The organism is Serratia sp. JUb9 (assembly GCF_014298095.1).
GTDB lineage: Bacteria > Pseudomonadota > Gammaproteobacteria > Enterobacterales > Enterobacteriaceae > Serratia_B > Serratia_B rhizosphaerae.
Genome location: NZ_CP060416.1, coordinates 17,085 through 41,354 on the forward strand (window position 1 = coordinate 17,085; position 24,270 = coordinate 41,354).

Below are 24,270 nucleotides of genomic sequence, written 5' to 3' on the forward strand. Positions count from 1 at the left end.
GCCCGCCACGACCGCATTGTTTGCGGCCGTGGCCTTAACTGAAGAAGTTAATCAGGGCGGCGCACAGCACGGCGGCAACGGCGGCCTGCGGCGTATGGCCCGCAGCGGCGCTGACGTCCGCACCTTGTGAAATAAAAGCGATAAGAGAATCCAGCATGGCGACCTCCGGTTTTTCGCCCCGATCATACTGTGAGTGCGTTGACTGTAAAGTCTAAAATTGCTGTTTTTTTGTGCGCCCAACGATGTTTTCAACATTGGGCGCGGCGTTTATTCCATCCCCAGTTCTTTCAGCTTGCGCGTCAGGGTATTCCTGCCCCAGCCCAGCAGGCGCGCGGCCTCCTGTTTATGGCCCTGCGTGTGGCGCAGCGCCGTGGTCAGCAGCGTGCGTTCCATTTCCGGCTGCGCTTCCGAGAGCAGGTTTTGATGACCGGAGCGCAGCGCGCTTTCGGCCCACTGCGCCAGCAACGACGCCCAGTTGCCGGCGCCTGCCGGTGCGCCGCTCTCCGGCGGCGAGGCTTCAAACAGCTCGGCAGGCAGATCTTGAATCAGTACTTCCTGACCGGCGGCCATCACCGTCAGCCAGCGGCAGGTATTTTCCAGCTGGCGGACGTTGCCGGGCCACGGCAGGCGCGTCAGCGCGGTTTCGGTTTCCGGGTGCAGGTTTTTCGCCTCAACCCCCAGTTCCTTGGCGGCCACCTGCAGGAAATAGCGCGCCAGCCGCGGGATGTCTTCACGACGCTCACGCAGCGGCGGCAGGTGAACGCGAATCACGTTCAGGCGGTGGAACAAATCCTCGCGGAATTTGCCTTCCTGCACCCGCTGTTCCAGGTTTTGGTGCGTGGCGGCAATAATGCGCACGTCCACTTTCACCGGCGCATAGCCGCCTACCCGATAGAATTGGCCATCCGCCAACACGCGCAGTAAACGGGTTTGCACGTCCAGAGGCATATCGCCAATTTCATCCAGGAACAGCGTGCCGCCGTCGGCCTGTTCAAAACGCCCCTGACGGATTTGATTGGCGCCGGTAAACGCGCCTTTTTCATGGCCGAACAGTTCGGATTCGATCAGGTCTTTGGGGATCGCCGCCATATTCAAGGCGATGAACGGCGATTTGGCGCGCGGGCTGTGGCGATGCAGCGCATGCGCCACCAGCTCTTTACCGGTGCCGGATTCGCCGTTGATCAACACGCTGATGGATGAACGCGACAGGCGGCCGATAATGCGGAATACGTCCTGCATCGCCGGTGCCTCGCCGATAATATCGGCGGTCGGGCTGCTGGCGGGCTGGCTGCGCGCCGGCTGCTGCTGCTCCTGATAGTGGCTGATGGCGCGCTCCACCAGCGCGACGGCCTCATCAATGTCGAACGGCTTCGGCAGATAGTCGAACGCCCCTTGCTGATAGGCGCTGACCGCAGCGTCCAAATCTGAGTGGGCGGTCATAATGATCACCGGCAGCATCGGGTGACGCTGTTTGATCTGTTTGAGCAGCGCTAATCCGTCCATGCCCGGCATGCGGATATCGGACAGTAAAACGTCGGGAGTTTGCGTGGCCAACGCTTCCAGTACGGCGTTACCGCTGTCGAACGTTGCGCAACGCATGCCGACGCCGGTTAAGGCGCGCTCAAGCACCCAGCGGATGGAGCTGTCATCATCGACGATCCAGACAATCCCTCGTTGCATAGCAAACCTCACTGACGAATAGGCAGGTAAACCGAAAATTCGGTATGTCCAGGCCAACTGTTAAATTCAATTTTGCCGCAATGCTGATCGATCAGACTGCGGGCGATGGATAATCCCAGGCCGGTGCCGCCTTCGCGGCCGCTGACCATCGGGTAGAACAGCGTATCCTGCAGCTGCGCCGGCACGCCGGGGCCGTCGTCTTCAATATCAATGCGCGCCGCCAGCCGGTAGCGCGTGCCGTGCAGGGTGATTTGAAACGCGGTGCGGGTGCGCAGGCGGATGGTGCCGCCGGTCTCCCCCAGCGCCTGCAGCGCGTTGCGGGTAATATTCAGCAGCACCTGTTCAATTTGTTCCGGGTCGTGCGCCAGTTCAGGCAGGCTGGGGTCGTAATCGCGCACCAGCGTGACGTTTTCCGGTTTTTCCAGCGATACCAGCTGGCATACCCGCTCCGCCACCTGGTGGATGCTTTGCGTGATGTGCTGACCGGGCCGCTGCGGCCCCAGCAGGCGATCGACCAGATTGCGCAGGCGATCGGCCTGCTCAATGATCACCTTGGTATATTCGGTCAGGGCCGGGTCGGGCAGCGCTTTGGCCAGCAGCTGCGCCGCGCCGCGCAGTCCGCCGAGCGGGTTTTTAATCTCGTGCGCCAGCCCGCGCACCAGATCGCGTGCGGCGACCTGTTGGGCATGCTGCAGCTGTTCCTGACTCAGACGGCGCTGATTGTCCATCGGCGCCAGCTCCAGCAGGATATAGCCTTCCGGCAGCGCCTGAGCGGTCAGCGACAGAATATGCGCGCGGCCGTCGACCACCAGCGTCACTTCGTTATCGGTAAACCCCTGGCCGGTATTCAGGCTTTCGCGCATCAGATCGACGTTCAGCGAAAAATAGCCGAGTAAATCGGGCAGCGGCGTGCCGAACAGTTTACGGGAACTTTGCGCCAACAGCTGTTGCGCAGCAGGGTTGGCGTAATGCACCGCCAGCCGATCGTCCAGCAGCAGTACGCTGTTGATCAGAGAATTGAGGATCTGCCCCGCATCGGGCAGTGGTTCAGTTGTCATATATGCCCTTCATCTTCCAGGGTGCGGCGCACGGGCTGAGCTTGCTTACCCGGTCAGCCGGCAGACTAAGCGCAGACGCTTTGCACTGTTTTGGTGCATCCATCCTACTCCATCTGTGATGATTGCTAAATGGCGTGGATTTGCAGAAAAAGAGTGTGGAGAAAAAAACCCATCCGAAGATGGGCTGAAAGTTTCCACGGCAACAAAAAAACGACAACTAAAATAGGTGGTGCCGCACGCGGCGGCGCAGGTCAAACTTAAACGCTGTAGTACAGTTCGAATTCAACCGGGTGCGGCGTCATGCGCACGCGGTCCAGCTCTTCTTTGCGCAGCGCGATGTAGGCGTCGATCGCGTCGTCGGTGAAGACGCCGCCGCGGGTCAGGAACTCGCGGTCTTCATCCAGCGCGGCCAGCGCTTCGTCCAGAGAACCGGCCACTTTTGGAATCTCGGCTTCTTCTTCCGGCGGCAGGTCGTACAGGTTTTTATCCATGGCGTCGCCCGGGTGGATCTTGTTGATGATGCCGTCCAGGCCGGCCATCAGCAGTGCAGCGAAGCACAGGTACGGGTTGGCCGCCGGATCCGGGAAGCGGGCTTCAATACGGCGCGCTTTCGGGCTGGAAACCACAGGAATACGGATGGAGGCGGAGCGGTTACGCGCAGAGTAAGCCAGCATCACCGGCGCTTCGTAACCCGGAACCAGACGCTTGTAAGAGTTGGTGGTCGGGTTGGCCAGGGCGTTGATGGCTTTAGCGTGCTTGATGACGCCGCCGATGTAGAACAGTGCGGTTTCAGACAGGCCGCCGTATTTGTCGCCGGCGAACAGGTTGGTGCCGTTCTTGGACAGTGACATGTGGCAGTGCATGCCGGAACCGTTATCGCCGAACATCGGCTTTGGCATAAAGGTCGCGGTTTTGCCAAATGCGTGCGCTACGTTGTGAACCACGTATTTGTAGATCTGGATTTCATCGGCTTTCTTGGTCATGGTGTTGAAGCGGGTTGCCACTTCATTCTGACCGGCGGTTGCTACTTCGTGGTGGTGAGCTTCAACCACCAGGCCCATTTCTTCCATGGTCAGACACATGGTTGAACGCAGGTCCTGGGAAGAGTCGACCGGCGGCACCGGGAAATAACCCCCTTTGACCGCTGGACGGTGACCCTTGTTGCCGCCTTCGTATTTGGTGCCGGAGTTCCAGGCGGCTTCGATATCGTCGATAGCCACGTGGGAGCCGCTGATGCTGCTGCCGAAGCGGATGTCGTCGAACAGGAAGAATTCAGGTTCCGGCCCGAACAGCACGGTGTCGGCAATGCCGGAAGAGCGCAGGAAGTCTTCCGCACGTTTGGAGATGGAGCGCGGGTCGCGGTCGTAGCCTTGCATGGTGCCCGGCTCGAGAATGTCGCAGCGAATGATCAGCGTAGGTTCTTCGTAGAACGGATCCAGTACCGCGCTGCTGGCATCCGGCATCAGCACCATGTCAGATTCGTTAATGCCTTTCCAACCGCCGATCGACGAACCGTCAAACATTTTGCCTTCTTCGAAGAAATCAGCGTTTACCTGGTGTGCAGGAATGGTGACGTGTTGTTCTTTACCCTTGGTGTCAGTGAAACGCAGGTCTACGAATTTCACTTCATGCTCATTCAGCATCGTCAAAACGTGTTCAGCGGACATACTTAACTCTCCCGGATTTATCGTTGTCGTCGTCGTGGAACGAATCTTTACTACTGGCTTTTTTTCACCTTGTGTAGACTAAAGCGAAAAGCGTGCCAAGTTTAAAAATGGCAACCTTGCGCCATTCTGGGCGGCTTTTACCCATTCCGAGTATGCACCAATAGGAATGAATTGCACCATAAGTGTGCAAACAACCCCGCGCAGGGCACTATAATGGTGCAAAATGCGTCCAAAGATGACGCGTTGCACCGTGAAAGGGATCACAAACTAACCTGATTAGCATTGTTTATCAGAGATGGCTGTGATCTTGTTTAGTCCCTCGCTTAATACGTGTACAATAGCGCGCTATTTCTAATGCCTGAGGCAAAGCTGTGATCGAAAATTTGCGTAATATCGCCATTATTGCCCACGTTGACCATGGTAAAACCACCCTGGTCGACAAGCTGCTGCAACAATCCGGTACTTTCGGAGAGCGTGCGGAAGCCGCCGAGCGCGTAATGGACTCCAACGATTTGGAGAAAGAGCGTGGGATTACCATCCTCGCAAAAAACACCGCCATTAATTGGAATGACTACCGCATCAACATCGTGGATACCCCGGGACACGCCGACTTCGGCGGCGAGGTAGAGCGTGTGATGTCAATGGTCGACTCGGTGCTGCTGGTTGTGGATGCAATGGATGGCCCGATGCCGCAAACCCGTTTCGTGACCAAGAAAGCGTTTGCAAATGGTCTGAAGCCGATCGTGGTCATTAACAAGGTTGACCGTCCGGGCGCGCGTCCTGACTGGGTTGTCGATCAGGTGTTCGACCTGTTCGTAAACCTGGATGCCACCGATGAGCAACTGGATTTCCCAATCATCTATGCATCTGCGCTGAACGGCATCGCCGGCACCGATCATACCGATATGGCTGACGACATGACGCCGCTGTATCAGGCGATCGTCGACCACGTGTCTGCGCCGGCAGTTGATCTGGATGGCCCGCTGCAGATGCAGATCTCCCAGCTGGACTACAACAACTACCTGGGCGTTATCGGCATCGGCCGCATCAAGCGCGGTAAAGTGAAGCCGAACCAGCAGGTCACCGTTATCGACAGCGAAGGCAAGACGCGCAACGGTAAAGTGGGCAAAGTGCTGGGCCACCTGGGTCTGGAGCGTATCGACAGCGACCTGGCGGAAGCGGGCGACATCATCGCCATCACCGGTCTGGGCGAGCTGAACATCTCCGACACCATCTGCGATCCGGCCAACGTGGAAGCGCTGCCTGCGCTGTCCGTTGATGAGCCGACCGTCAGCATGTTCTTCAACGTCAACACCTCGCCATTCTGCGGTAAAGAAGGCAAGTTCGTGACGTCTCGCCAGATCCTTGAGCGTCTGAACAAGGAATTGGTGCACAACGTGGCGCTGCGCGTAGAAGAAACCGACGATGCCGACGCGTTCCGCGTGTCCGGCCGTGGCGAACTGCACCTGTCGGTGCTGATCGAAAACATGCGTCGTGAAGGCTTCGAGCTGGCCGTTTCCCGTCCGAAAGTTATCTTCCGTGAAATCGATGGCCGTAAACAAGAGCCGTTCGAGAACGTCACGCTGGATATCGAAGAGCAGCATCAGGGTTCCGTGATGCAGGCGATGGGTGAGCGTAAGGGCGACATGAAAAACATGGATCCGGATGGTAAAGGCCGTGTGCGTCTTGACTATGTGATCCCGAGCCGCGGCCTGATCGGCTTCCGTAACGAGTTCATGACCATGACCTCCGGTACCGGCCTGCTGTACTCCACCTTCAGCCACTACGACGATCTGCGTCCGGGCGAAGTCGGCCAGCGTCAGAACGGCGTGCTGATCTCCAACGGCCAGGGTAAAGCGGTAGCGTTCGCCCTGTATGGTCTGCAAGATCGCGGCAAGCTGTTCCTGGGCCACGGTGCGGAAGTGTATGAAGGCCAGATCATCGGTATTCACTCACGTTCCAACGACCTGACCGTGAACTGCCTGACCGGTAAGAAACTGACCAACATGCGTGCTTCCGGTACTGACGAAGCGACCACGCTGGTTCCGGCTATCAAGATGACTCTGGAGCAGGCTCTGGAATTTATCGATGATGATGAACTGGTTGAAGTCACGCCGACGTCTGTGCGTATTCGTAAACGTCACCTGACGGAAAACGATCGCAAACGTGCAAGCCGCGGTCCTAAAGAAGCGTAATTGCTGATTTAGAACGCACTGCTTGGGGCGCCTGCCGGGCGCCCTGAGTTTTTTCTTCTGCTTTCCCCCCTTTCTGCGGCGCGCTATGCGCTTTTCTCCGCCTTATCTGTTCAGTCTCTGCTTTTCCCGCTACAGTGAAACCTCACCGGTCGTCAGGAGAGGACTATGCTGTATATCTTTGATTTAGGTAACGTGATCGTCGATATCGATTTCAAACGTGTGCTGGGCGTATGGAGCAATCTGAGCGGCACGCCTTTGGCGGCGCTGGCGGAACGTTTTAGCATGGGCGAGGTGTTTCAGCGCCACGAGCGAGGGGAAGTGACCGATGAAGAGTTTGCCGCCCGCCTGTGCGACGAAATGGGCATCGCGCTGAGCTTTGAGCAGTTCGCCGCCGGCTGGCAGGCGGTATTTGTCGCGCTGCGCCCGGAGGTGATCGCCATCATGCAGCGCCTGCGCAATGAGGGCCACCGGGTGGTGGTGCTGTCGAACACCAACCGCCTGCACTGTAATTACTGGCCGCAGCATTACCCGGAAGTGGCGGCGGCGGCGGACCATCTCTACCTGTCGCAGGATCTCGGCCTGCGTAAACCGGAGCCGGCCATTTATCAGCGGGTGCTGGATGCGGAAAACACGCCGGCGGAACAGGCGGTATTCTTTGACGATCATCCCGACAACATAGCGGCTGCGCGGGCCATGGGCATTACGGCGGTATGGGTGACCGATCGCGATACGGTGCCGGCCTATTTTGCCGGTTAAGCCAGGCGGGTTAAGCTTAAGACATACGAACTGACAAGGAGTGAGTATGTCGTTTTTCCGTAGCAAGAAGCTGCCGTCATCCGTAAAACCGGGCGTCACCTACGGCCGGCTGCTGCTCAAGCGCATCGACAGCGATGGCCTGACCATGTTGGCGGGCCATCTGGCGTATGTATCTCTGTTGTCGCTGGTGCCGCTGATCACCGTGGTGTTCGCGCTGTTTGCCGCCTTCCCGATGTTTTCTGATATCAGCGAGCAGCTGAAGAGCTTTATTTTTTCCAATTTTGTGCCGGCGGCCGGCAATGTTATCCAGCGCTACCTTGAGCAGTTCGTCGCCAATTCCAACAAAATGACCGCCGTCGGCACCTGCGGCCTGATCGTTACCGCGCTGCTGCTGATCTCCTCCGTCGACAGCGTGCTCAACACCATCTGGCGCAGTAAAAACAAGCGGCCGATCGTCTACTCGTTTGCAGTGTACTGGATGGTGCTGACGCTGGGGCCGCTGCTGGTCGGGGCCAGTATGGCGATCAGCTCCTACCTGCTGTCGCTGAACTGGCTGGCGCAAACCGGCGTGAACAGCCTGGTGGATCAGCTGCTGCGTATTTTCCCGCTGCTGCTGTCGTGGGTCTCTTTCTGGCTGCTGTACAGCGTGGTGCCGACGGTCCGGGTACCGCCGAAGGATGCGCTGGTCGGCGCGTTGGTCGCCGGGCTGCTGTTCGAACTGGGTAAGAAGGGCTTTGCGCTGTACGTCACCATGTTTCCTTCTTATCAGCTGATATATGGCGTGCTGGCGGTGATCCCGATTTTATTTCTGTGGGTCTACTGGAGCTGGTGTATCGTATTGCTCGGCGCGGAGATCGCCGCCACGTTCGCGGAGTACCGCGCGTACAAACAGCAAAAAATTGAGCAGCAACAGCAGGATAAACCGTCATGATTGCATTGATTCAGCGAGTATTAAACGCCAGCGTCACGGTAAACGGCGAGACGGTAGGCAAAATTGGCCCAGGTTTGTTAGTGTTATTGGGTGTAGAGCAAGATGATAACGAACAGAAAGCCGAGCGTTTGTGTGAACGCGTACTGGGCTACCGCATTTTTGGTGATGATAACGGCAAGATGAACCTTAACGTTCAACAGGCCGGCGGCAGCGTGCTGGTGGTTTCCCAGTTTACGCTGGCCGCGGACACGCAAAAGGGCATGCGGCCCGGTTTCTCGCGCGGCGCAGAGCCTGCGCAGGCCGATCGGCTATATCAGTATTTTGTTGGCCAATGCCGCGAACGCGGCGTGGAAACACAGACCGGCGAGTTCGCGGCGGATATGCAGGTCGCGCTGGTGAACGACGGTCCGGTGACGTTCTGGCTACAGGTTTAAAAATTTGGAGAGAAGGCGTCTATGTATCACCTACGAGTACCCGTTACAGAACAAGAACTGAAGGATTATTACCAGTTTCGCTGGGAAATGCTGCGCAAGCCATTGCACCAGCCGGTGGGTTCGGAAAAGGATGCCTATGACGCCATGGCGCACCACCAAATGGTGGTGGATGAGAATGGCAAAATCGTCGCCGTTGGCCGGCTGTATATCAATGCGGATAACGAAGCGGCGATTCGTTTTTTAGCGGTCGATCCCGGCGTGCAGGACAAAGGGCTGGGTACGCTGGTGGCGATGACGCTGGAGTCGGTGGCGCGTCAGGAAGGCGTGAAGCGCGTGGTGTGCAGCGCGCGTGAGGACGCGGTGGCGTTCTTCGCCAAACTGGGGTTTGAAAGCCAGGGGGAGATCAGCGCGCCGCAAACCTCGCCGATCCGCCACTTCCTGATGATTAAGCCGGTGGCGACGCTGGACGATATTCTGCACCGTCCCGACTGGTGCGGGCAGCTGCAGCAGGCCTGGTACGATCATATTCCGCTCAGTGAAAAGATGGGGGTGCGCATCAGCCAGTATACCGGCCAGCGTTTTGTCACCACCATGCCGGAGGTCGGCAATCAGAATCCGCACCACACGCTGTTTGCCGGCAGCCTGTTCTCGCTGGCGACGCTGACCGCCTGGGGGCTGATCTGGCTGCTGCTGCGCGAGCGCCATCTGGGCGGCACCATCATTCTGGCGGATGCGCATATCCGTTACAGTAAACCTATCACCGGTCGCCCGCGCGCGGTGGCCGATCTCAGCTCGCTGAGCGGCGACCTTGACCGACTGGCGCGCGGCCGCCGTGCCCGCGTGCAGGCGGAAGTGGTGCTGTTTGGCGATGATGATAAAGGGGCGGTGTTTGAGGGCATCTACATGGTGCTGCCGGCCGAGCCGGAAGTCCCGCTGGATCAGGGCGGCTGCGAGGCCATTCCCGAATAACCAATAAGGGCGCTATGCGCCCTTATTGGTTTACGGCTGTTGCTGATTGACCGTTTGCCCGTCCTTCGCCGTGGCCTGCAGATTACCCCGTACGGAATCCCGGAACGGCCCGTCGCTGTTTAACAGCCCCTGAACCTGCAGCTGCAGGTTGCCGTCGCCCTCCAGCGGCACCGGCTGCCAGCCCCATTGCTGTAGGGTATTGAGCGGCACCGAACGACCGGATAAAGACAGCGAAAACGGCTTGCCCGGCAGTTGCGTGACGGTTGCCTTGGCATCCAGCAGGCCATTAGGCATAAAGGCGCTCAGCTCGGTAACGGCGATTTGCCGCTGGTCCGCCGTCAGCGCCAGCGAAGGCCGGCGGACGTCGATTTTATTGAACGTTGCTTCGCTGGCGCTCAGGTTTAGCGAACCGGACCAGATTCCCCACTGACCATCGTGCGCCAGCAGCAGATTGCTGCCGTAACCGTTCAGCGATGTCAGCTGGAACGGGAACGCCGGATTGATATCGATAATCAGGTTACGGTTGGTGGTCAGCTTATTGACGTATACCTGCGACAGCCATGCCGGCAGCGGTTTGAGCCACAGCTCACGCCAGTTTTGCGGCAGCGTATACTCCAACGCCGCGACGGTGACGTCGTCCAGCTGCAAACGTTTGGTGGCGCGCAGCCAACTGCCGTTGGCGCGCAGCAAACCGCCTTCCCAGCGCGAGGTGAATTGCTCAATGGCGATACCGGCCGGCGACAGCCGCGTACTGATAATCGGATCCACCAGATGGAAGCGGCCATTGATAATATCGCTGGCGTTGGCATGCAATACGCCGTTCTCGCTGCGCCAGTCTCCCTGCTGAAACGTGACGTCTTGCAGGGACAGGTCAAGATCGTTAAACGCCCACCCCTTGCCCTCCAGCCGTGCATCGATCAGGTCAAAGCGTTGCAGTGTGATCGGCGGCAGAGTGGTAAAGCGCTGCCAGAATTGTTCCAGCGACAGCGGCGTTTGCAGCCGTACCTTGTTCAGGCGCAGACGGTCTACCAGCCAGCTGCCGTCGGCGGCACGTGTCGCTTTACCGGTCAGGTCGCCCTGGGCCAGATCGGCGCCGAAATCCTCCAGCAGCAGCTGATGATCTTTGATTTGCCCTTGCACCAGCGCCTGAGAGGCGGGGATGCCGTTCAGGGTCAGCGAGCCGGCGCTGAATTGGAAGCGGTTGTTGTCGCCCAGCAGGTGCCCGGACTGAGGCCGCCATGGCGTAATCCCGGCGTTAACCCGCTGCGCATTAAGCTGCCAGTCGGCGTCGCCGGCGTGCAATGCCATATTGCTCAGCTGCAGCACGTCGGCCTGGATCGGTAACGCCGCTGCGCCAGGTTGCACATTGAGCGTACCGTCGTGCAGCGTCACGCTGTGGAAGTAACGCGGGTTGGTGAGCTGACGCAGGCTGAGGCCCAGAACGACGCGCTTGGCCGTTAACGCCCGCGGCTGGTTGGTGCGCGTCAGCGCGACGTCTTCCAGGCCGATCTGCGCCGGTTCATCCCAGGAGTGGCTGATTTTACCGAGAGAGAGGCGGTAGTCGCTGTGCCCACTCACCCAGTTGCCGATCTGACCGGCGGCCCAGCGGGTCTGCCCGACCAGATACAGTAATACGATGACGATTGCCGCTGCCACCAGCAGCCATAGCAACAGTTTCCCGATAAATTTCATCGCCTGCACACCCTAGCGGTCAAAAAAGATACCCCGTTTATGCCGCAATTGGCCGGCTATCTCAAGGGTAATGGTCTGACTGACAATAAAAAAACGGCCGCAGGCGGCCGTTTTCAACGATAAAGCCGGGTCACACGCCCCCGCAGTGGAATTATTCTTTCTCCTGCGGAAACACCAGATTCAGTACGATGGCAGTAATCCCGCCGGCGGCGATACCGGAGGAGAGCAGGGTTTTCAGCCAGTCCGGCGCGAACTGCAGAATCAGCGGCTGCTGAGAAACGCCCATACCGACCGCCAGCGACAGCGCCATAATCATGATGGCGCGGCGATTAAGCTTCTCGCGTGAAACGATACGTACGCCGGACGCGGCGATGGTGCCGAACATCACAATGGTGGCGCCGCCCAGTACCGGCTCAGGAATATGCTGCACAAAGCCGGCGACCGCCGGGAACAGACCCAGCGCGATCAGCATCAGCGCCACCACAAAGCCGACGTAGCGGCTGGCGACGCCGGTCAGTTGGATCACCCCGTTGTTCTGGCCGAAGCAGGAGTTCGGGAAGGTATTGAAGACCGCCGACAGCATGGAGTTCAAACCGTTGGCCAGCACGCCGCCCTTCAGGCGTTTCATATACAGCGGGCCGCGCACCGGCTGTTCGGATACGTCAGAGGTGGCAGTGATATCGCCGATGGTTTCCAGCGAGGTGACCATAAAGATCAGCATCAGCGGCAGCAGCAGGTTCCAGTCAAAGCCCAGCCCGTAATACAGCGGGGTAGGGATGGTGATCGACGCGCTGTTGCTGACGGGCTGGCTGGCGGGCAGCATATCGAGCGCCCAGGCCAGCAGATAGCCGACCGCCATGGCGATTACCAGCGAGGCAACGCGCAGATAGGGATTACGCTGACGGTTGAGCAAAATAATCACCGCCAGCACCGCGCCGGCCAGCAGCAGGTTTTTTGGCGCGCCGAAGGTGTGGTCGTTCATTGCCGCGTAGCCGCCGCCGATGGAGGTCAGGCCGACCTGAATCAGCGACAGGCCGATAATCATCACCACAATGCCTGATACCAGCGGCGTAATAATGCGGCGCGCCAGGTGCAGGACGCGCGACAGCAGAATCTCGGTGCAGGAGGCGACCATCAGGGTGCCGAACAGCGCCGCCATCATGGTCGGCACGTCTGCGCCGCCGTTTTTCAGCGCCATGCCGCCCATAATCAGCGGTGATACGAAGTTAAAGCTGGTGCCCTGAATCGACAGCAGGCCGGAGCCGACCGGACCCCAGGTTTTGATTTGTAAAATAGAGGCCAGACCGGAGGCGAACAGCGACATGCTGATAATGTGCTGAGTATCCTGCGCCGGCAGCCCCAGCGCCTGGCAAATCAGCAGCGCCGGCGTAATCACGGCCACGAACATCGCCAGCAGATGCTGGCCGGCGGCAAACAGCGTTTGCGGCAGCGGCGGGCGGTCTTCCAGGCGGTAGATCAGTTCGCTTTTGGGCGGGGAGGCGGAGGCGTTTTGCGCGGATTCAAGCTCGGCGGATTGCATGGTCATGGTGTGGCACTTTTCCGAAACGGCAAAGCAGGCATTTTAATCGTCTGGACACTAAAAGCAAACGGTTGCGCCTAACTTTTCTTCCCCGCTTATTTTTATTTATGTCGCATTTTCATGCATTTTTTCTTGTCTTCTTAGCACTTTTTCCTTCTAATCCAGCATTCATCGAGTTTAAAAAACTAAGTGGTTTTATATAACTTATTAATATAATTGGATTTATCCCCTCACATGGAGTACCTGGATGTTTCATCTTGATACTTATGGCACTTTGGTTGCCGCAACTCTGGTTTTGCTCCTTGGGGGCAAGTGCGTTAGAAGCATTCCTCTGCTGAAAAAATACACCATTCCTGCCCCCGTCGCCGGTGGTTTGCTGGTTGCGCTGTTATTGTTGATTTTAAAAAAGACCGTTAACTGGGAAATCAGCTTCGACATGTCGCTGAAAGATCCGCTGATGCTGGCCTTCTTTGCCACTATCGGCCTTAATGCCAACCTGGCGCGGTTGCGCGCCGGTGGTAAGGCACTGGTTATCTTCCTGTTTGTGGTGCTGGGACTGTTGGTGGTGCAGAACGCCATCGGCATCGGTATGGCGAAGATGCTGGGGATGGACCCGCTGATGGGCCTGATCGCCGGTTCTATCACCCTGTCGGGCGGCCACGGCACCGGCGCCGCCTGGAGTAAGCTGTTTATTGAGCGTTACGGCTTTGAAAACGCCACCGAAGTGGCGATGGCCTGCGCCACCTTCGGCCTGGTGCTGGGCGGCCTGATTGGCGGCCCGGTGGCGCGCTATCTGGTGAAGCACTCTTCCTCGCCGGAAGGTTCGCCGGATGACAGCGTCCAGCCGAGCGGCTTTGAAAAACCGGAGAGCGGTCGTCTGATTACCTCGCTGGTGATGATTGAAACCATTGCGATGATCGCCATCTGCCTCAGCCTGGGCCAGCTTATCGCCGGCCTGCTGAGCGGCACGGTATTTGAACTGCCGAACTTCGTCTGCGTGCTGTTTGTCGGGGTGATCCTCAGCAATACGCTGGCATTCACCGGCTTTTATACCGTGTTTGAGCGTGCGGTATCGGTGCTGGGTAACGTCAGTCTGTCGCTGTTCCTGGCGATGGCGCTGATGAGCCTGCGCCTGTGGGAGCTGGCGTCACTGGCGCTGCCGATGCTGGCGATCCTGGCGGTGCAGACGCTGGTGATGGCGCTGTACGCGATTTTCGTCACCTACCGGGTGATGGGCAAAAACTATGATGCGGCAGTGCTGGCTGCCGGGCACTGCGGCTTCGGGATGGGCGCTACGCCGACCGCGATTGCCAATATGCAGGCGATTACCGATCGTTTCGGCCCATCGCACCTGGCGTTCCTGGTAGTGCCGATGGTGGGGGCGTTCTTTATCGATATCGCCAACGCCATCATTATCAAGCTGTACCTGCTGCTGCCGGTCTTCCCGGCGGTTGGCTGAGTAACCACTGGACAGCAAAAGGGCGCCTTCTCGGCGCCCTTTTTTATGCGTTGGAATAGCGTGCCTTTTCCGGCAGCCAGCGCTCAATCAGCGCCTGAGCGTGTTCGGGGTATTGCTGGTGGATATGGCGCGCGACCCGCTGTACTTCCGGGATCATCGACTGGTCGCGCAGCAGATCGGCGACTTTGAATTCGGCATTGCCGGTTTGCCGGGTGCCGAGTAGCTCGCCGGGGCCGCGAATTTCCAGATCGCGCTGGGCGATCACGAAGCCATCGTTGCTGTCGCGCAGCACCTGCAGGCGCTTCTGCGCGGTTTTACTCAGCGGGGTTTTGTACAGCAGTACGCAGTGTGAGGCGACCGCGCCGCGACCTACGCGGCCACGCAGCTGGTGCAGCTGGGCCAGGCCCAGCCGCTCCGGGTTTTCAATAATCATCAGGCTGGCGTTCGGCACATCGACGCCGACTTCGATCACCGTGGTGGCAACCAGCAGCTGCAGCTCCCCCTGCTTGAAGGCCTGCATCACCGCCTGTTTTTCCTGCGCCTTCATCCGGCCGTGCACCAGCGCCACCTTCAGCTCCGGCAGCGCCGCTTTCAGCTCTTCCCAGGTGGCTTCCGCCGCCTGCGCTTCCAGCAGTTCGGACTCTTCAATCAGCGTGCAGACCCAGTAAGCCTGACGGCCTTCCTGCTGGCAGGCGTTTCTGACGCGTTCAATAATATCCGCCCGGCGGGTATCCGGGATCGCCACCGTGGTGACCGGCGTGCGGCCCGGCGGCAGTTCGTCGATGACCGAGGTGTCCAGATCGGCATAGGCGGTCATCGCCAGCGTGCGTGGGATTGGCGTGGCGGTCATGATCAGCTGGTGGGCATGGAAACCCTGCTCTTCACCTTTTTCCCACAGCGCCAGACGCTGATGGACGCCAAAGCGGTGCTGTTCATCAATGATAACCAGCGCCAGCCCGTTGAACTGAACCTGCTCCTGAAAAATGGCGTGGGTGCCGACCACCATCGAAACCTGACCGCTGGCGATCGCTTCCTGCTGCGCGATGCGCGCTTTGCCTTTCTGCTTCCCGGCCAGCCAGCCAACTTCAATGCCCAACGGCGCAAACCATTGGCGGAAGTTATTGGCATGCTGTTCCGCCAGCAGCTCGGTCGGCGCCATCAGCGCCACCTGCTTACCGTGGGCAATGGCGCGCAGCGCGGCCAGCGCCGCCACCAGCGTTTTCCCGGAGCCGACGTCGCCCTGAACCAGACGCATCATCGGGAAATCTTTTTGCATATCCGCTTCGATATCCGCCACCACGCGCTGTTGCGCACCGGTCGGGGCAAACGGCAGCTGGGCCAGAAACGCTTTTTTCAATCTGTCGTCCGGCAGAAGCGGCTGGGCGTGATAACTCTGCGCGCCGGCGCGTACCGCCAGCATGCTGAGGTTGTGTGCCAGCAGCTCTTCCATAATCAGCCGTTTCTGCGCCGGATGTTTGCCCAATTCCAGATCGGCCAGCTGGATATCCGGCGGCGGACGATGCAGCGTATGCAGCGCCTGCGGCAGGCTCATCAGGCCGCCGCTCAGTTCCGGCGGCAGCAGTTCGGTAATGGCGCAGGTATCCAGCAGCTCCAGCGCCTGATCGGTCAGCTTACGCAGCGTAGCCTGACGGACGCCTTCGGTAGTGGGGTAGACCGGCGTCAGCGAGGCCTGCAGCTCGACGTCGTCATGTTCGCCCTGCAGGCGGTATTCCGGATGAATGATTTCCGCACCGTGGTTGCCGCGCTTGATTTCCCCGTAGGCGGTAACGCGGCGTCCGGTCGCGAGGCTGTTTTTCATCGCCGCGTTGAAATTGAAAAAGCGCATGGTGAGGATGCCGGTGCCGTCGCTGATTTGGCAGGTGAGCATACGGCGGCGGCCAAAACTGATATCGCTGCGCAGGACTTCGCCTTCTACCGTGGCGAAAATGCCCGGCAGCAGGTCATTGATGGGGTACAGGCGGGTGCGGTCCTCGTAACGCAGCGGCAGGTGCAGCAGTAGATCCTGAATGGTTTCCAACCCGATTTTAGCCAGCTTGGCTGCCTGGCTGGCGCCAACGCCGGTCAACGTGGTGAGCGGAACCGCATCCAGCAGGCGGCCTTTCATCTGCGCACCGTTGCTTGCATGGCGGCCCACCATTCGGCCTCGGCGATCACTGCGCCGTTTTCATCGATATGCGGGCGCGGCAGGCCTTTACGCTTGGCGACGTTGGCCAGTACCGGGTAGCCACCCTCAAACAGCAGGCGCTGTTGCTCTTCAGCATCCAGCATGCTGCGATCGCGGCGGTACATGCCGGCATTTTGGCGCTGTCGCTGCGCTTCGTACAGGATCAGGGCGGAAGCCACGGAGACGTTGAGCGATTGCACCATGCCGATCATCGGAATGATGATGTCCTGGTCGGCAAGCTGCAGCGCTTCTTCGGTGATGCCGGTTTTTTCCTGCCCGAGCAGAATACAGGTTGGGCGGGTGTAGTCGATATCACGAAAATCCACTGCACGGTCAGACAGGTGCGTCGCCAGAATTTGCATGCCCTGGCCCTTCATATGGCCGACCGCATCGCCGATGGTAGGGTGCGTTTTTACGTTGACCCAGCTGTTGCTGCCGGCGGCGGAAGAAACCAGCGTCCGCATGCGGGTCGTTGGCCAAACGGCATGAACCTGATGCACGCCGACGGCGTCGGCGGTGCGGATAATTGCGGAGACGTTATGCGGTTTGTGAACCTGTTCCAGACAAACCGTCAGATCCGGTTGACGGGTGGCGAGCATTTCACAAATCCGCGCATAGCGTTCGGGGCTCATAGGCGCTAGTTTCGGTTACGGTTAACTTTGATTACATCCGGCATGATACGGATTTTACGCATGATATTTGCCAGATGGATGCGATCGCGAGTGGTCAGGCGGATAAAGGCGCTGTAGACCCGGCCGTCTTTCTCTTCGGTATTCAGGCTTTGAATATTGGACTCAGCTGCATTGATCGCCGCCGTCAGGTTGGCCAACGCCCCCTGGTGGTTAAACATATCCACTTTGATTTCGGCGATGAATTCCTGCTCGGTTTCCTTATCCCACTCGACCGCCATGAATTTTTCCGGTTCTTTCTGGTAACCGCGGATGTTGCGGCAGGATTCATGGTGGATCACCAGCCCTTTGCCCGGGCTGACATGGGCGATAATCGGGTCGCCAGGAATTGGCCGGCAGCACTTGGCAAAGGTGATCAATACGCCGTCGGCGCCTTTGATTGCCAGGTTGCGCACGCCGGAAGAGGCGCCGAGGCTGGATTGGTCGCCCTGCAGGTTTTTCGCCACCACCACGCTCATGGCGTTGCCGAGGCCGATTTCCGCCAGCAGATCGTCCAGCGTCGCCAGCTTCATGCGCTCCAGCTCGTGCTGAATATTTTCCTGCGGGATTTCGGCCAGCTTGCGGCTGCCGCCCAGCGCATGGTTCAGCAGACGACGGCCGAGGTTGACAGAGTCGTCGCGCTTAAGGTTCTTCAGCATCTGGCGGATTTTGGCGCGCGCTTTTGAGCTGACGACAAAGTTCAGCCAGGCGGCATTCGGCCGTGCGCCCGGCGCGGTGATGATTTCCACCGTCTGGCCGCTGGTGAGCGCCTGCGACAGCGGGTAAGGCTGGCGGTCGACGCGGGCGCCGACGCAGGCATGGCCGATATCGGTATGCACGGCGTAAGCGAAGTCGACCGGCGTGGCGCCGGCCGGCAGTTCGACGATGCGGCCTTCCGGGGTGAAAACGTAAATCTCATCCGGGAACAGATCGGATTTGACGCTTTCAATAAATTCGAAGGAGCTGCCGGCGCTTTGCTGCAGCTCCAGCAGGCTTTGCATCCAGCGCTGGGCGCGGATTTGCGCGGTAGTGCCGCTCTCGCCCTGTTCTTTGTATGCCCAGTGCGCCGCCACCCCCATTTCCGCCATCTGATCCATATCTTCGGTACGGATCTGCACTTCGACCGGCACGCCGTGCGGCCCGATCAGCGAAGTATGCAACGACTGGTAGCCGTTGGCCTTGGGAATGGCGATATAGTCTTTAACCCGCCCCGGGCGCGGTTTGTACAGGCTATGCACCTGGCCCAGCACGCGGTAGCAGGTATCCACTTCCTTGACGATCACCCGGAACGCATAGATATCCATAATCGAATGGAAGCGCTGTTCTTTCAGGTGCATCTTGCAGTAAATGGAGTAGAGGTGTTTTTCCCGTCCGCTGACGCGGCAGGCGATGCCGGCTTCGGTTAACCGTCCTTCGATCTCGGAAAGAATCTTTTGGATCATTTCCTTACGGTTGCCGCGCGCGGCCTTGACCACTTCCTTGATGACGCGGTAGCGGTTAGGGTAAAGCGCCTCAAAACCCAGCTCTTCCAGCTCGGTTTTCAGGTGATGGATGCCCAGGCGGTGCGCCAGCGGGCTGTAGATTTCCAGGGTTTCACGTGCGATGCGCCGGCGTTTGTCCGGGCGCAGCGAACCGAGGGTGCGCATATTGTGCGTACGGTCGGCCAGCTTGATCAGCACGACGCGGATATCCTGCACCATCGCCATGATCATCTTGCGGAAGTTTTCCGCCTGCGCTTCTTTTTTATCCTGGAATTTGAGCTTGTCGAGCTTGGATACGCCCTCAACCAGTTCGGCGACGCTTTTGCCGAACAGCTGTTCCATATCCTGATAGGTTGCCGGGGTGTCTTCAATGACATCATGCAGCAGGGCGGCCATCAGCGTCTCGTAATCGAGACGCATCTCCGCCAGGATGCAGGCCACGGCGACCGGGTGAGTAATATAAGGCTCACCGCTGGAGCGTGTCTGACCCTCGTGAGCATCACGCGCGACGAGGTATGCCTGTTTGAGGCGCTTAATTTGCTCCTCAGGCAGGTAACGTTGAATCAGCTGGTTAAGGCTTTCAAACAGGTACAAGGCAGACTCGCTATTTAATTAACGACGGCCTTCAGCAATCGCGGTAACCGCCTGAATTTCTGCGGCTTCCTGCTCTTGCTGTTCCTGGCGCTCACGCACATCGAGGATCTGGCTGTTGATCAGGCCTTCTTCGATTTCGCGCAGAGCGATAACGGTGTACTTATCGTTCTCTTCAGGAACCAGCGCGTCTTTGCCGCCGACCTGGATTTGACGTGCCCGACGAGCAGCGACCAACACCAGGTCAAAACGGTTACCAATTTTCTCTACAGCGTCTTGAACAGTTACGCGTGCCATATTTGTGCTACTCCACAGGTGACGAAAAGACTGGGCATAATACTGAAACTGTCTTCAGTCTGCCAATAGTTTGCTGATTAAAGCGTCATGTCGCAGCATTTGCCGACCTAAACGCAAGCGCTCGGCGCGAATAATGGTTTTCAGATCGGACAGCGCCAGATCGAAATCATCGTTCACGATTAAATAATCATACTCCGCATAGTGCGTCATTTCCGCTACCGCCTGCGCCATGCGCTTGGCGATCACCTCATCGGAGTCCTGCCCGCGACCGCGCAGGCGGCGGCCCAGCTCTTCCTTCGACGGCGGCAGGATAAAGATGCTGCGCGCCTGCGGCATCTTGGCGCGAATTTGCTGCGCGCCCTGCCAGTCGATATCCAGGAAAACATCCACGCCGGTCGCCAGCACCTGCTCGATAGCCGCGCGCGAGGTACCGTAGTAGTTGCCGAACACTTCGGCGTGCTCAAGGAAGGCATCCTGCGCAATCATGCGGCGGAATTCGTCGTGCGACACAAAGAAATAGTGTTCGCCATGATTTTCACCCGGGCGACTGTCGCGCGTGGTGTGTGAAACCGAAACCTGCGTGTCGTACAGCGGTTGGGTCTTTAACAAAGCCTGAATCAGACTTGATTTACCTGCGCCGCTGGGTGCAGAGACAATATAAAGCGTGCCTTGAGCCATGATGATGTTCGTTGATAGCGGTTGATGTGCCAATTACAGCAGATGTGTATTTTCTCCGCACAGTATACACGGCTAACGCCGCTGATGCAGCGTTTGCGCGCATTTTGCCCGCGGCTTTGGCGGAAAAACACGGCGAAAATTACAAAGTGCCTTGCGTATCGCGTTATTTCGATGGTTTTTCGCAAACGAAAATTTATTTTGCGATGCGTTTTGCGCCCGATGATTTTATGCGTCGCCGCCGCGCTGAAAAGCGGATTTACTGCATGGCACCAGGGAGGAGGAATGAAAGGACACCTTTTTTACGGCGCCGTGTTTTTTATTCTCGCGATGGTCATCTCCGTCGGCGCGCAGGCAGAAACCTGCCCGCACTGGCCGGCGGAGCGCCTGCGCAATGAACTGAATGCTTTGGAAGAGCAGCTGGTGCGCTGGGACGCGGCCTATTATCAACGCGGGAAAAGTTTGATTAGCGACGAACTTTACGACAGCCTGCGGCAAAAACAGCGATTTTGGCGAGTTTGCGCCGGCCGGACGGGGGTAATTCCTCTGCCTCAGTTACCGGCGGGAAAGGTGCCTCATCCGGTCGCCCATACCGGGCTGCGTAAGCTGGCCGATCGCCGGGCGGTTGCCCAATGGCTGGCGGAGCGCCGCGACGTGTGGCTGCAGCCCAAGGTTGACGGCGTCGCCGTGACGCTGGTGTACCGGCACGGTAAACTGGCGCAGGCGATCAGCCGCGGCAACGGCAGGCTGGGCGAAGACTGGCTGGAAAAGGTCAGGGCAATCCCCGGCGTGCCGTTAACGTTGGCGAACGCGCCGGACCTTCTGGTGCTGCAGGGAGAGCTGTTTTTGCTGATGACCGGTCATCGTCAGCAGCTGCATGGCGGCGTCAACGCACGCGCCAGCGTTGCCGGTACATTGATGCGTAATCAGCCCTCTGAGCGGCTTACGCAGCTGGGCATTTTCATCTGGGCCTGGCCCGACGGCCCGCCCGCGATGTCGCAGCGGCTGGCGCAGCTGGCGGCGTGGGGGTTTACGCTGGCGCGCGACTATACGCAGCCGGTGAACTCGGTTGAAGACGTTATCCGTTGGCGTGACGCCTGGTTTGCCAGCCCCTTGCCCTTTGTGACCGATGGCGTGGTGCTGCATCAGGCAAGTTCGCCGTCCGGGCGCTACTGGCGTAATAAGCCGGCGTTGTGGGCGGTAGCGTGGAAATATCCGCCGGCAGAGCAGGTGACGCGCGTGGAGCAGGTGATGTTCCGCATCGGGCGTACCGGTAAAATTACGGTGGTGCTGGCGCTGGACCCTCTGCGGCTGGATGACAAGTGGATACGGCGCGTCAATATCGGTTCGCTTGCCCGCTGGCGGTATTGGGACATCGTGCCTGGCGATCAGGTTGCCGTCAGCCTGAAGGGGCAAGGAATTCCTCTGGTTACCCGCGTGGCATGGCGCAGCGTGGAACGGCCGGTGCTGACGGCGCCGGATGCCGCGCGCTACCACGCGCTCAGTTGCTTTACCCTGCAGGAAGGCTGTCGGCAACAGTTTATCGCGCGGCTGGTGTGGCTGAGCGGCCCGCAGGGGCTGATGATGAACGGCATCAGTGAGGCCAGTTGGCGGATGTTGGTTGACCATGGGCAGGTAAAAGAGCTGGCGGACTGGCTGATGCTGACGCCGGAGAGTTTGCGGACGCTGCCGGGGATGGGGGATAAGCAGGCACGGCGTCTCTATCAGCAATTTATGCTGGCGCGGCGGCAGCCTTTCAGCCGCTGGCTGCTGGCGCTGGGGGCGCCGCTGTCGTCCGATCAACTTGCCGATGTGACGGGGTGGCAACAGGCCAAAAGGCTGCCGCCGCACATATGGCAGCGGCAGGCCGGCATCGGGGACAAACGGGCGGCGCAGCTGGTTGAATTCTTCCGACAGCCGGCGCTACTGCGCGTGACAAATATCCTGCGGCAGCAGCATATCGCCGGGTTTGCCGGCGATGCGGTTAGTGATCCGGATGCTGATAATTGAAAACGGGCAGCCCAAGCCGGAAGCGCAGGGCAAGCAGGCGCGCACTCAGGCCGGCAAACAGCGTAATCAGCACCACGACGTTATGCGGCAGGTCGAGGTACTGCAGGCCGATATAGAGCCAGGCCGCAGCGAAAGCGATACCGCCGTAAATCTCTTTTTGGAAGACCAGCGGGATGCGGTTGCAGAACATATCGCGCAATACTCCGCCGAACACGCCGGTGATCACCGCGGCAATGGCGGCGATGATCGGGCTGTGGCCCATATCCAGCGCCACCTGTGCGCCGATAATGGAGAACACGATCAGGCCGACGGCATCCAGCACCAGAAACAGCCGGCGCAGATGGCGCATCAGCGGGGCGAGCCAGGTGGTGACGATGGCGGCAATGGCGACAATCACGATGTACTCGGGGTGTTTAACCCAGCCAAGAGGGTAATGGCCAAGCAGAACATCGCGCACCGAGCCGCCGCCGATCGCCGTGGCGGAGGCGATGATCAGCACGCCGAACATATCCATCTGACGGCGGCCGGCAGCCAGCGCGCCGGTCATGGCTTCTGCGGTGATGCCAATGATATAAAGGATACTCAGTAACATGGGGGAATTCGCTGTGCGGCTAGAACGGAACTTTTAACTGAAGGGTAATGATCAACCTATTATGCCGCCACTGAGTTTTTCTCACCGATATCAATTCGGATTACTATAACTAATGTCAAAGTGTGGTTTCTTCTCTGCTTACAGCATTGTTGCCGTTTTTTATTAAAACTCAGGCATAAATTATTTCGTGCTGATTTCTTGGTGAAACTATTTGTGCACTAGCCCGCGCCGTGTGGCGCGGGCCTGGCGTTACTTCGCCTGCGCCAGAATATTGCCCTCCCATCCTTGCTGCGCGTAGTCATTCAGGTGCTTGATTTGCCGTACCGGTTGGCCTTGGCTAAAGTTGATATCGTGTAGCGATACCCAGACCTGTGAGGCCGCGAAGGTCGATTTGAAGTGATATTCGCCGTGGCTCAGGTCGGAAATTGCGGTCCAGTAGGTGCCGACGCCTTTATTTTGCTCCGGGCGTTTACTGTATTTTTCATACATATCGGACACTTTCTGTTCGTCAGGCTCTGCTGGTGAACCGATCGGGTAAGCCACGTTGTTGATGACTGATAAAATAAATCCCTGAGCCTGATCTTTGTTATCCGGCTGCGGTAGGTTTTGCAGATCGTAGCTGGCGCGCACCAGGCGCTCATCCGCTTCTAGCCCGCCGGGAATGTCGCGGCGTTTGGCGTGCTGGTATTTAGCCAGGTTTTTCAGCTGTTGCGCATAAGACGGCGGATTGGTCATCACCCGGTAGTTTTTGTCGTGATAAACATTAACTTTGCCGTTATCAATCTCAATAATCGCGGAATCACCGCTAACGTCTTCAATGGCGATATGTTTGGTGTCGGAGGCGTAATCAATCGGCAGGCGTGCGGCGACCAGACGCACATCGTTGCGGATAGCATTTACTGCCTGATCGACGGTAGCGTAATTGTCCAGAATATAACTGAGCCAGGCGCGGCTTTCGAGAACCGGTTTATCCTGGTTGCCTTGCTGAACCTGGCTGCCGTTCATATAAAACAGCGTATGCCCCGCCAACCCTTTTTCATTCATGCCATCCATCGGGAATACGCCATCGGCATAGACCACCACGCTGCCGTAGCGGGTTTGCCAGTGGGCGGCATTCTTACTGTCGCCGCCGTTATGCGCCACGCCGCGCGGGGTGATCACCAAAGAGGGATCGACCGGACCGAAGAAATCCAGGTTACGGGCGCTGACCATATAGCCGGGGTACATATTCATAAACGCGCGGGTGCAGGCCTGTGCGCCGGTGGTCAGGCTGGCGCTGAGTATCGCGCCGGCCAGCAGCGCTGATGCGCTGGAAGCAAATTTTTTCATGTTATCTCCTTACCATTATGCGAGGGGTGCCCGGGGATGGTAAGGCGTGGGTCGCGCGGCC

The 24,270-nt window shown here is 58.7% G+C and carries 20 protein-coding genes; 7 read left to right on the forward strand and 13 right to left on the reverse strand.

Features of this window, described 5'->3' with window-relative positions; translation table 11 throughout:
* Window positions 1-34: 34 nt before the first annotated feature.
* The 4 genes from HF675_RS00075 to glnA all read right to left on the reverse strand — a co-directional run bounded on the left by HF675_RS00075 (window position 35) and on the right by glnA (window position 4,405).
* A complete protein-coding gene (locus tag HF675_RS00075; protein WP_145961165.1) occupies window positions 35-157 on the reverse strand; it encodes a YshB family small membrane protein in 123 nt (40 codons plus the stop codon).
* Between the two features lie 110 nt (window positions 158-267).
* Window positions 268-1,680, reverse strand: a complete 1,413-nt coding sequence (glnG, locus tag HF675_RS00080) for a nitrogen regulation protein NR(I) (RefSeq protein ID WP_105233113.1) — start codon at window positions 1,678-1,680, stop codon at window positions 268-270.
* Between the two features lie 8 nt (window positions 1,681-1,688).
* A complete protein-coding gene (glnL, locus tag HF675_RS00085) occupies window positions 1,689-2,738 on the reverse strand; it encodes a nitrogen regulation protein NR(II) (RefSeq protein WP_105233112.1) in 1,050 nt (349 codons plus the stop codon).
* 257 nt (window positions 2,739-2,995) lie between these two features.
* On the reverse strand, window positions 2,996-4,405 hold the full coding sequence (gene glnA, locus HF675_RS00090) for a glutamate--ammonia ligase (protein ID WP_105233111.1): 1,410 nt from the start codon (window positions 4,403-4,405) through the stop codon (window positions 2,996-2,998).
* Window positions 4,406-4,776: 371 nt separating this feature from the next.
* Here glnA and typA point away from each other — a divergent pair, with 371 nt between their 5' ends.
* From typA to fabY, 5 genes are all read left to right on the forward strand, one after another.
* A complete protein-coding gene (gene typA / locus HF675_RS00095; protein ID WP_105233110.1) occupies window positions 4,777-6,600 on the forward strand; it encodes a ribosome-dependent GTPase TypA in 1,824 nt (607 codons plus the stop codon).
* 165 nt (window positions 6,601-6,765) lie between these two features.
* Window positions 6,766-7,356 carry a glucose-1-phosphatase gene (yihX, locus tag HF675_RS00100; protein ID WP_160029392.1) on the forward strand — a complete coding sequence of 197 codons (591 nt, stop codon included), beginning with the start codon at window positions 6,766-6,768 and terminating at the stop codon, window positions 7,354-7,356.
* 46 nt (window positions 7,357-7,402) lie between these two features.
* Complete coding sequence (locus HF675_RS00105; protein ID WP_105233108.1) at window positions 7,403-8,287, forward strand: virulence factor BrkB family protein; 885 nt, start codon at window positions 7,403-7,405, stop codon at window positions 8,285-8,287.
* Entirely contained in the window at window positions 8,284-8,721 is a 438-nt protein-coding gene (gene dtd / locus HF675_RS00110) for a D-aminoacyl-tRNA deacylase (protein WP_015962395.1), read from the forward strand. The genes HF675_RS00105 and dtd overlap by 4 nt, the downstream gene beginning before the upstream one ends.
* A 21-nt stretch (window positions 8,722-8,742) precedes the next feature.
* Window positions 8,743-9,690, forward strand: coding sequence for a fatty acid biosynthesis protein FabY (gene fabY, locus HF675_RS00115; RefSeq protein ID WP_105233107.1), 948 nt, complete (start codon window positions 8,743-8,745; stop codon window positions 9,688-9,690).
* Window positions 9,691-9,720: 30 nt separating this feature from the next.
* Here the strand turns inward: fabY and HF675_RS00120 are convergent, their stop codons facing one another.
* On the reverse strand, window positions 9,721-11,382 hold the full coding sequence (locus HF675_RS00120) for an AsmA family protein (protein WP_187043874.1): 1,662 nt from the start codon (window positions 11,380-11,382) through the stop codon (window positions 9,721-9,723).
* A 151-nt stretch (window positions 11,383-11,533) separates the two neighbouring features.
* Window positions 11,534-12,928, reverse strand: a complete 1,395-nt coding sequence (locus HF675_RS00125) for an NCS2 family protein (RefSeq protein WP_105233105.1) — start codon at window positions 12,926-12,928, stop codon at window positions 11,534-11,536.
* Between the two features lie 241 nt (window positions 12,929-13,169).
* Between HF675_RS00125 and gltS the strand changes: the two genes are divergently transcribed.
* The gene (gltS, locus tag HF675_RS00130) at window positions 13,170-14,381 is read left to right on the forward strand and encodes a sodium/glutamate symporter (RefSeq protein WP_105233104.1); all 1,212 of its coding nucleotides are present in this window, start codon (window positions 13,170-13,172) and stop codon (window positions 14,379-14,381) included.
* Window positions 14,382-14,424: 43 nt separating this feature from the next.
* On the opposite strand, the gene recG is transcribed toward gltS, so the two are convergent.
* Genes recG through gmk form a run of 5 tightly spaced genes read right to left on the reverse strand, consistent with a single transcriptional unit; the run spans window position 14,425 to window position 20,281 of the window.
* A complete protein-coding gene (gene recG, locus HF675_RS00135; protein WP_111738128.1) occupies window positions 14,425-16,506 on the reverse strand; it encodes an ATP-dependent DNA helicase RecG in 2,082 nt (693 codons plus the stop codon).
* Window positions 16,503-17,198 (reverse strand): tRNA (guanosine(18)-2'-O)-methyltransferase TrmH, encoded by a 696-nt coding sequence (gene trmH, locus HF675_RS00140; RefSeq protein WP_105233103.1) that lies wholly within the window; start codon window positions 17,196-17,198, stop codon window positions 16,503-16,505. The genes recG and trmH overlap by 4 nt, the downstream gene beginning before the upstream one ends.
* A 5-nt stretch (window positions 17,199-17,203) precedes the next feature.
* Window positions 17,204-19,309: a bifunctional GTP diphosphokinase/guanosine-3',5'-bis pyrophosphate 3'-pyrophosphohydrolase gene (gene spoT, locus HF675_RS00145; RefSeq protein WP_015962388.1), complete on the reverse strand. Its 2,106-nt coding sequence runs from the start codon at window positions 19,307-19,309 to the stop codon at window positions 17,204-17,206.
* 18 nt (window positions 19,310-19,327) lie between these two features.
* Window positions 19,328-19,603, reverse strand: a complete 276-nt coding sequence (rpoZ, locus tag HF675_RS00150) for a DNA-directed RNA polymerase subunit omega (protein ID WP_015962387.1) — start codon at window positions 19,601-19,603, stop codon at window positions 19,328-19,330.
* A 54-nt stretch (window positions 19,604-19,657) separates the two neighbouring features.
* Window positions 19,658-20,281: a guanylate kinase gene (gene gmk / locus HF675_RS00155; protein ID WP_015962386.1), complete on the reverse strand. Its 624-nt coding sequence runs from the start codon at window positions 20,279-20,281 to the stop codon at window positions 19,658-19,660.
* Window positions 20,282-20,563: 282 nt separating this feature from the next.
* Here gmk and ligB point away from each other — a divergent pair, with 282 nt between their 5' ends.
* A complete protein-coding gene (gene ligB / locus HF675_RS00160; RefSeq protein ID WP_187043875.1) occupies window positions 20,564-22,288 on the forward strand; it encodes an NAD-dependent DNA ligase LigB in 1,725 nt (574 codons plus the stop codon).
* On the opposite strand, the gene HF675_RS00165 is transcribed toward ligB, so the two are convergent.
* Window positions 22,263-22,880, reverse strand: a complete 618-nt coding sequence (locus HF675_RS00165) for a trimeric intracellular cation channel family protein (RefSeq protein WP_105233101.1) — start codon at window positions 22,878-22,880, stop codon at window positions 22,263-22,265. The genes ligB and HF675_RS00165 overlap by 26 nt on opposite strands.
* Before the next feature lie 249 nt (window positions 22,881-23,129).
* Complete coding sequence (locus tag HF675_RS00170) at window positions 23,130-24,209, reverse strand: linear amide C-N hydrolase (protein WP_187043876.1); 1,080 nt, start codon at window positions 24,207-24,209, stop codon at window positions 23,130-23,132.
* Window positions 24,210-24,270 lie beyond the last annotated feature (61 nt).

Bases quoted from the DNA above. Each gene is read 5' to 3' on its own strand.
- ligB (WP_187043875.1), top strand. From the start codon at position 20,564: ATGAAAGGACACCTTTTTTACGGCGCCGTGTTTTTTATTCTCGCGATG.
- gmk (WP_015962386.1), bottom strand. From the start codon at position 20,281: ATGGCTCAAGGCACGCTTTATATTGTCTCTGCACCCAGCGGCGCAGGT.
- glnG (WP_105233113.1), bottom strand. From the start codon at position 1,680: ATGCAACGAGGGATTGTCTGGATCGTCGATGATGACAGCTCCATCCGC.
- dtd (WP_015962395.1), top strand. From the start codon at position 8,284: ATGATTGCATTGATTCAGCGAGTATTAAACGCCAGCGTCACGGTAAAC.
- yihX (WP_160029392.1), top strand. From the start codon at position 6,766: ATGCTGTATATCTTTGATTTAGGTAACGTGATCGTCGATATCGATTTC.
- glnL (WP_105233112.1), bottom strand. From the start codon at position 2,738: ATGACAACTGAACCACTGCCCGATGCGGGGCAGATCCTCAATTCTCTG.
- trmH (WP_105233103.1), bottom strand. From the start codon at position 17,198: ATGAGCCCCGAACGCTATGCGCGGATTTGTGAAATGCTCGCCACCCGT.
- HF675_RS00120 (WP_187043874.1), bottom strand. From the start codon at position 11,382: ATGAAATTTATCGGGAAACTGTTGCTATGGCTGCTGGTGGCAGCGGCA.
- HF675_RS00125 (WP_105233105.1), bottom strand. From the start codon at position 12,928: ATGACCATGCAATCCGCCGAGCTTGAATCCGCGCAAAACGCCTCCGCC.
- fabY (WP_105233107.1), top strand. From the start codon at position 8,743: ATGTATCACCTACGAGTACCCGTTACAGAACAAGAACTGAAGGATTAT.
- HF675_RS00105 (WP_105233108.1), top strand. From the start codon at position 7,403: ATGTCGTTTTTCCGTAGCAAGAAGCTGCCGTCATCCGTAAAACCGGGC.
- rpoZ (WP_015962387.1), bottom strand. From the start codon at position 19,603: ATGGCACGCGTAACTGTTCAAGACGCTGTAGAGAAAATTGGTAACCGT.
- HF675_RS00165 (WP_105233101.1), bottom strand. From the start codon at position 22,880: ATGTTACTGAGTATCCTTTATATCATTGGCATCACCGCAGAAGCCATG.
- HF675_RS00170 (WP_187043876.1), bottom strand. From the start codon at position 24,209: ATGAAAAAATTTGCTTCCAGCGCATCAGCGCTGCTGGCCGGCGCGATA.
- recG (WP_111738128.1), bottom strand. From the start codon at position 16,506: ATGAAAGGCCGCCTGCTGGATGCGGTTCCGCTCACCACGTTGACCGGC.
- glnA (WP_105233111.1), bottom strand. From the start codon at position 4,405: ATGTCCGCTGAACACGTTTTGACGATGCTGAATGAGCATGAAGTGAAA.
- gltS (WP_105233104.1), top strand. From the start codon at position 13,170: ATGTTTCATCTTGATACTTATGGCACTTTGGTTGCCGCAACTCTGGTT.
- HF675_RS00075 (WP_145961165.1), bottom strand. From the start codon at position 157: ATGCTGGATTCTCTTATCGCTTTTATTTCACAAGGTGCGGACGTCAGC.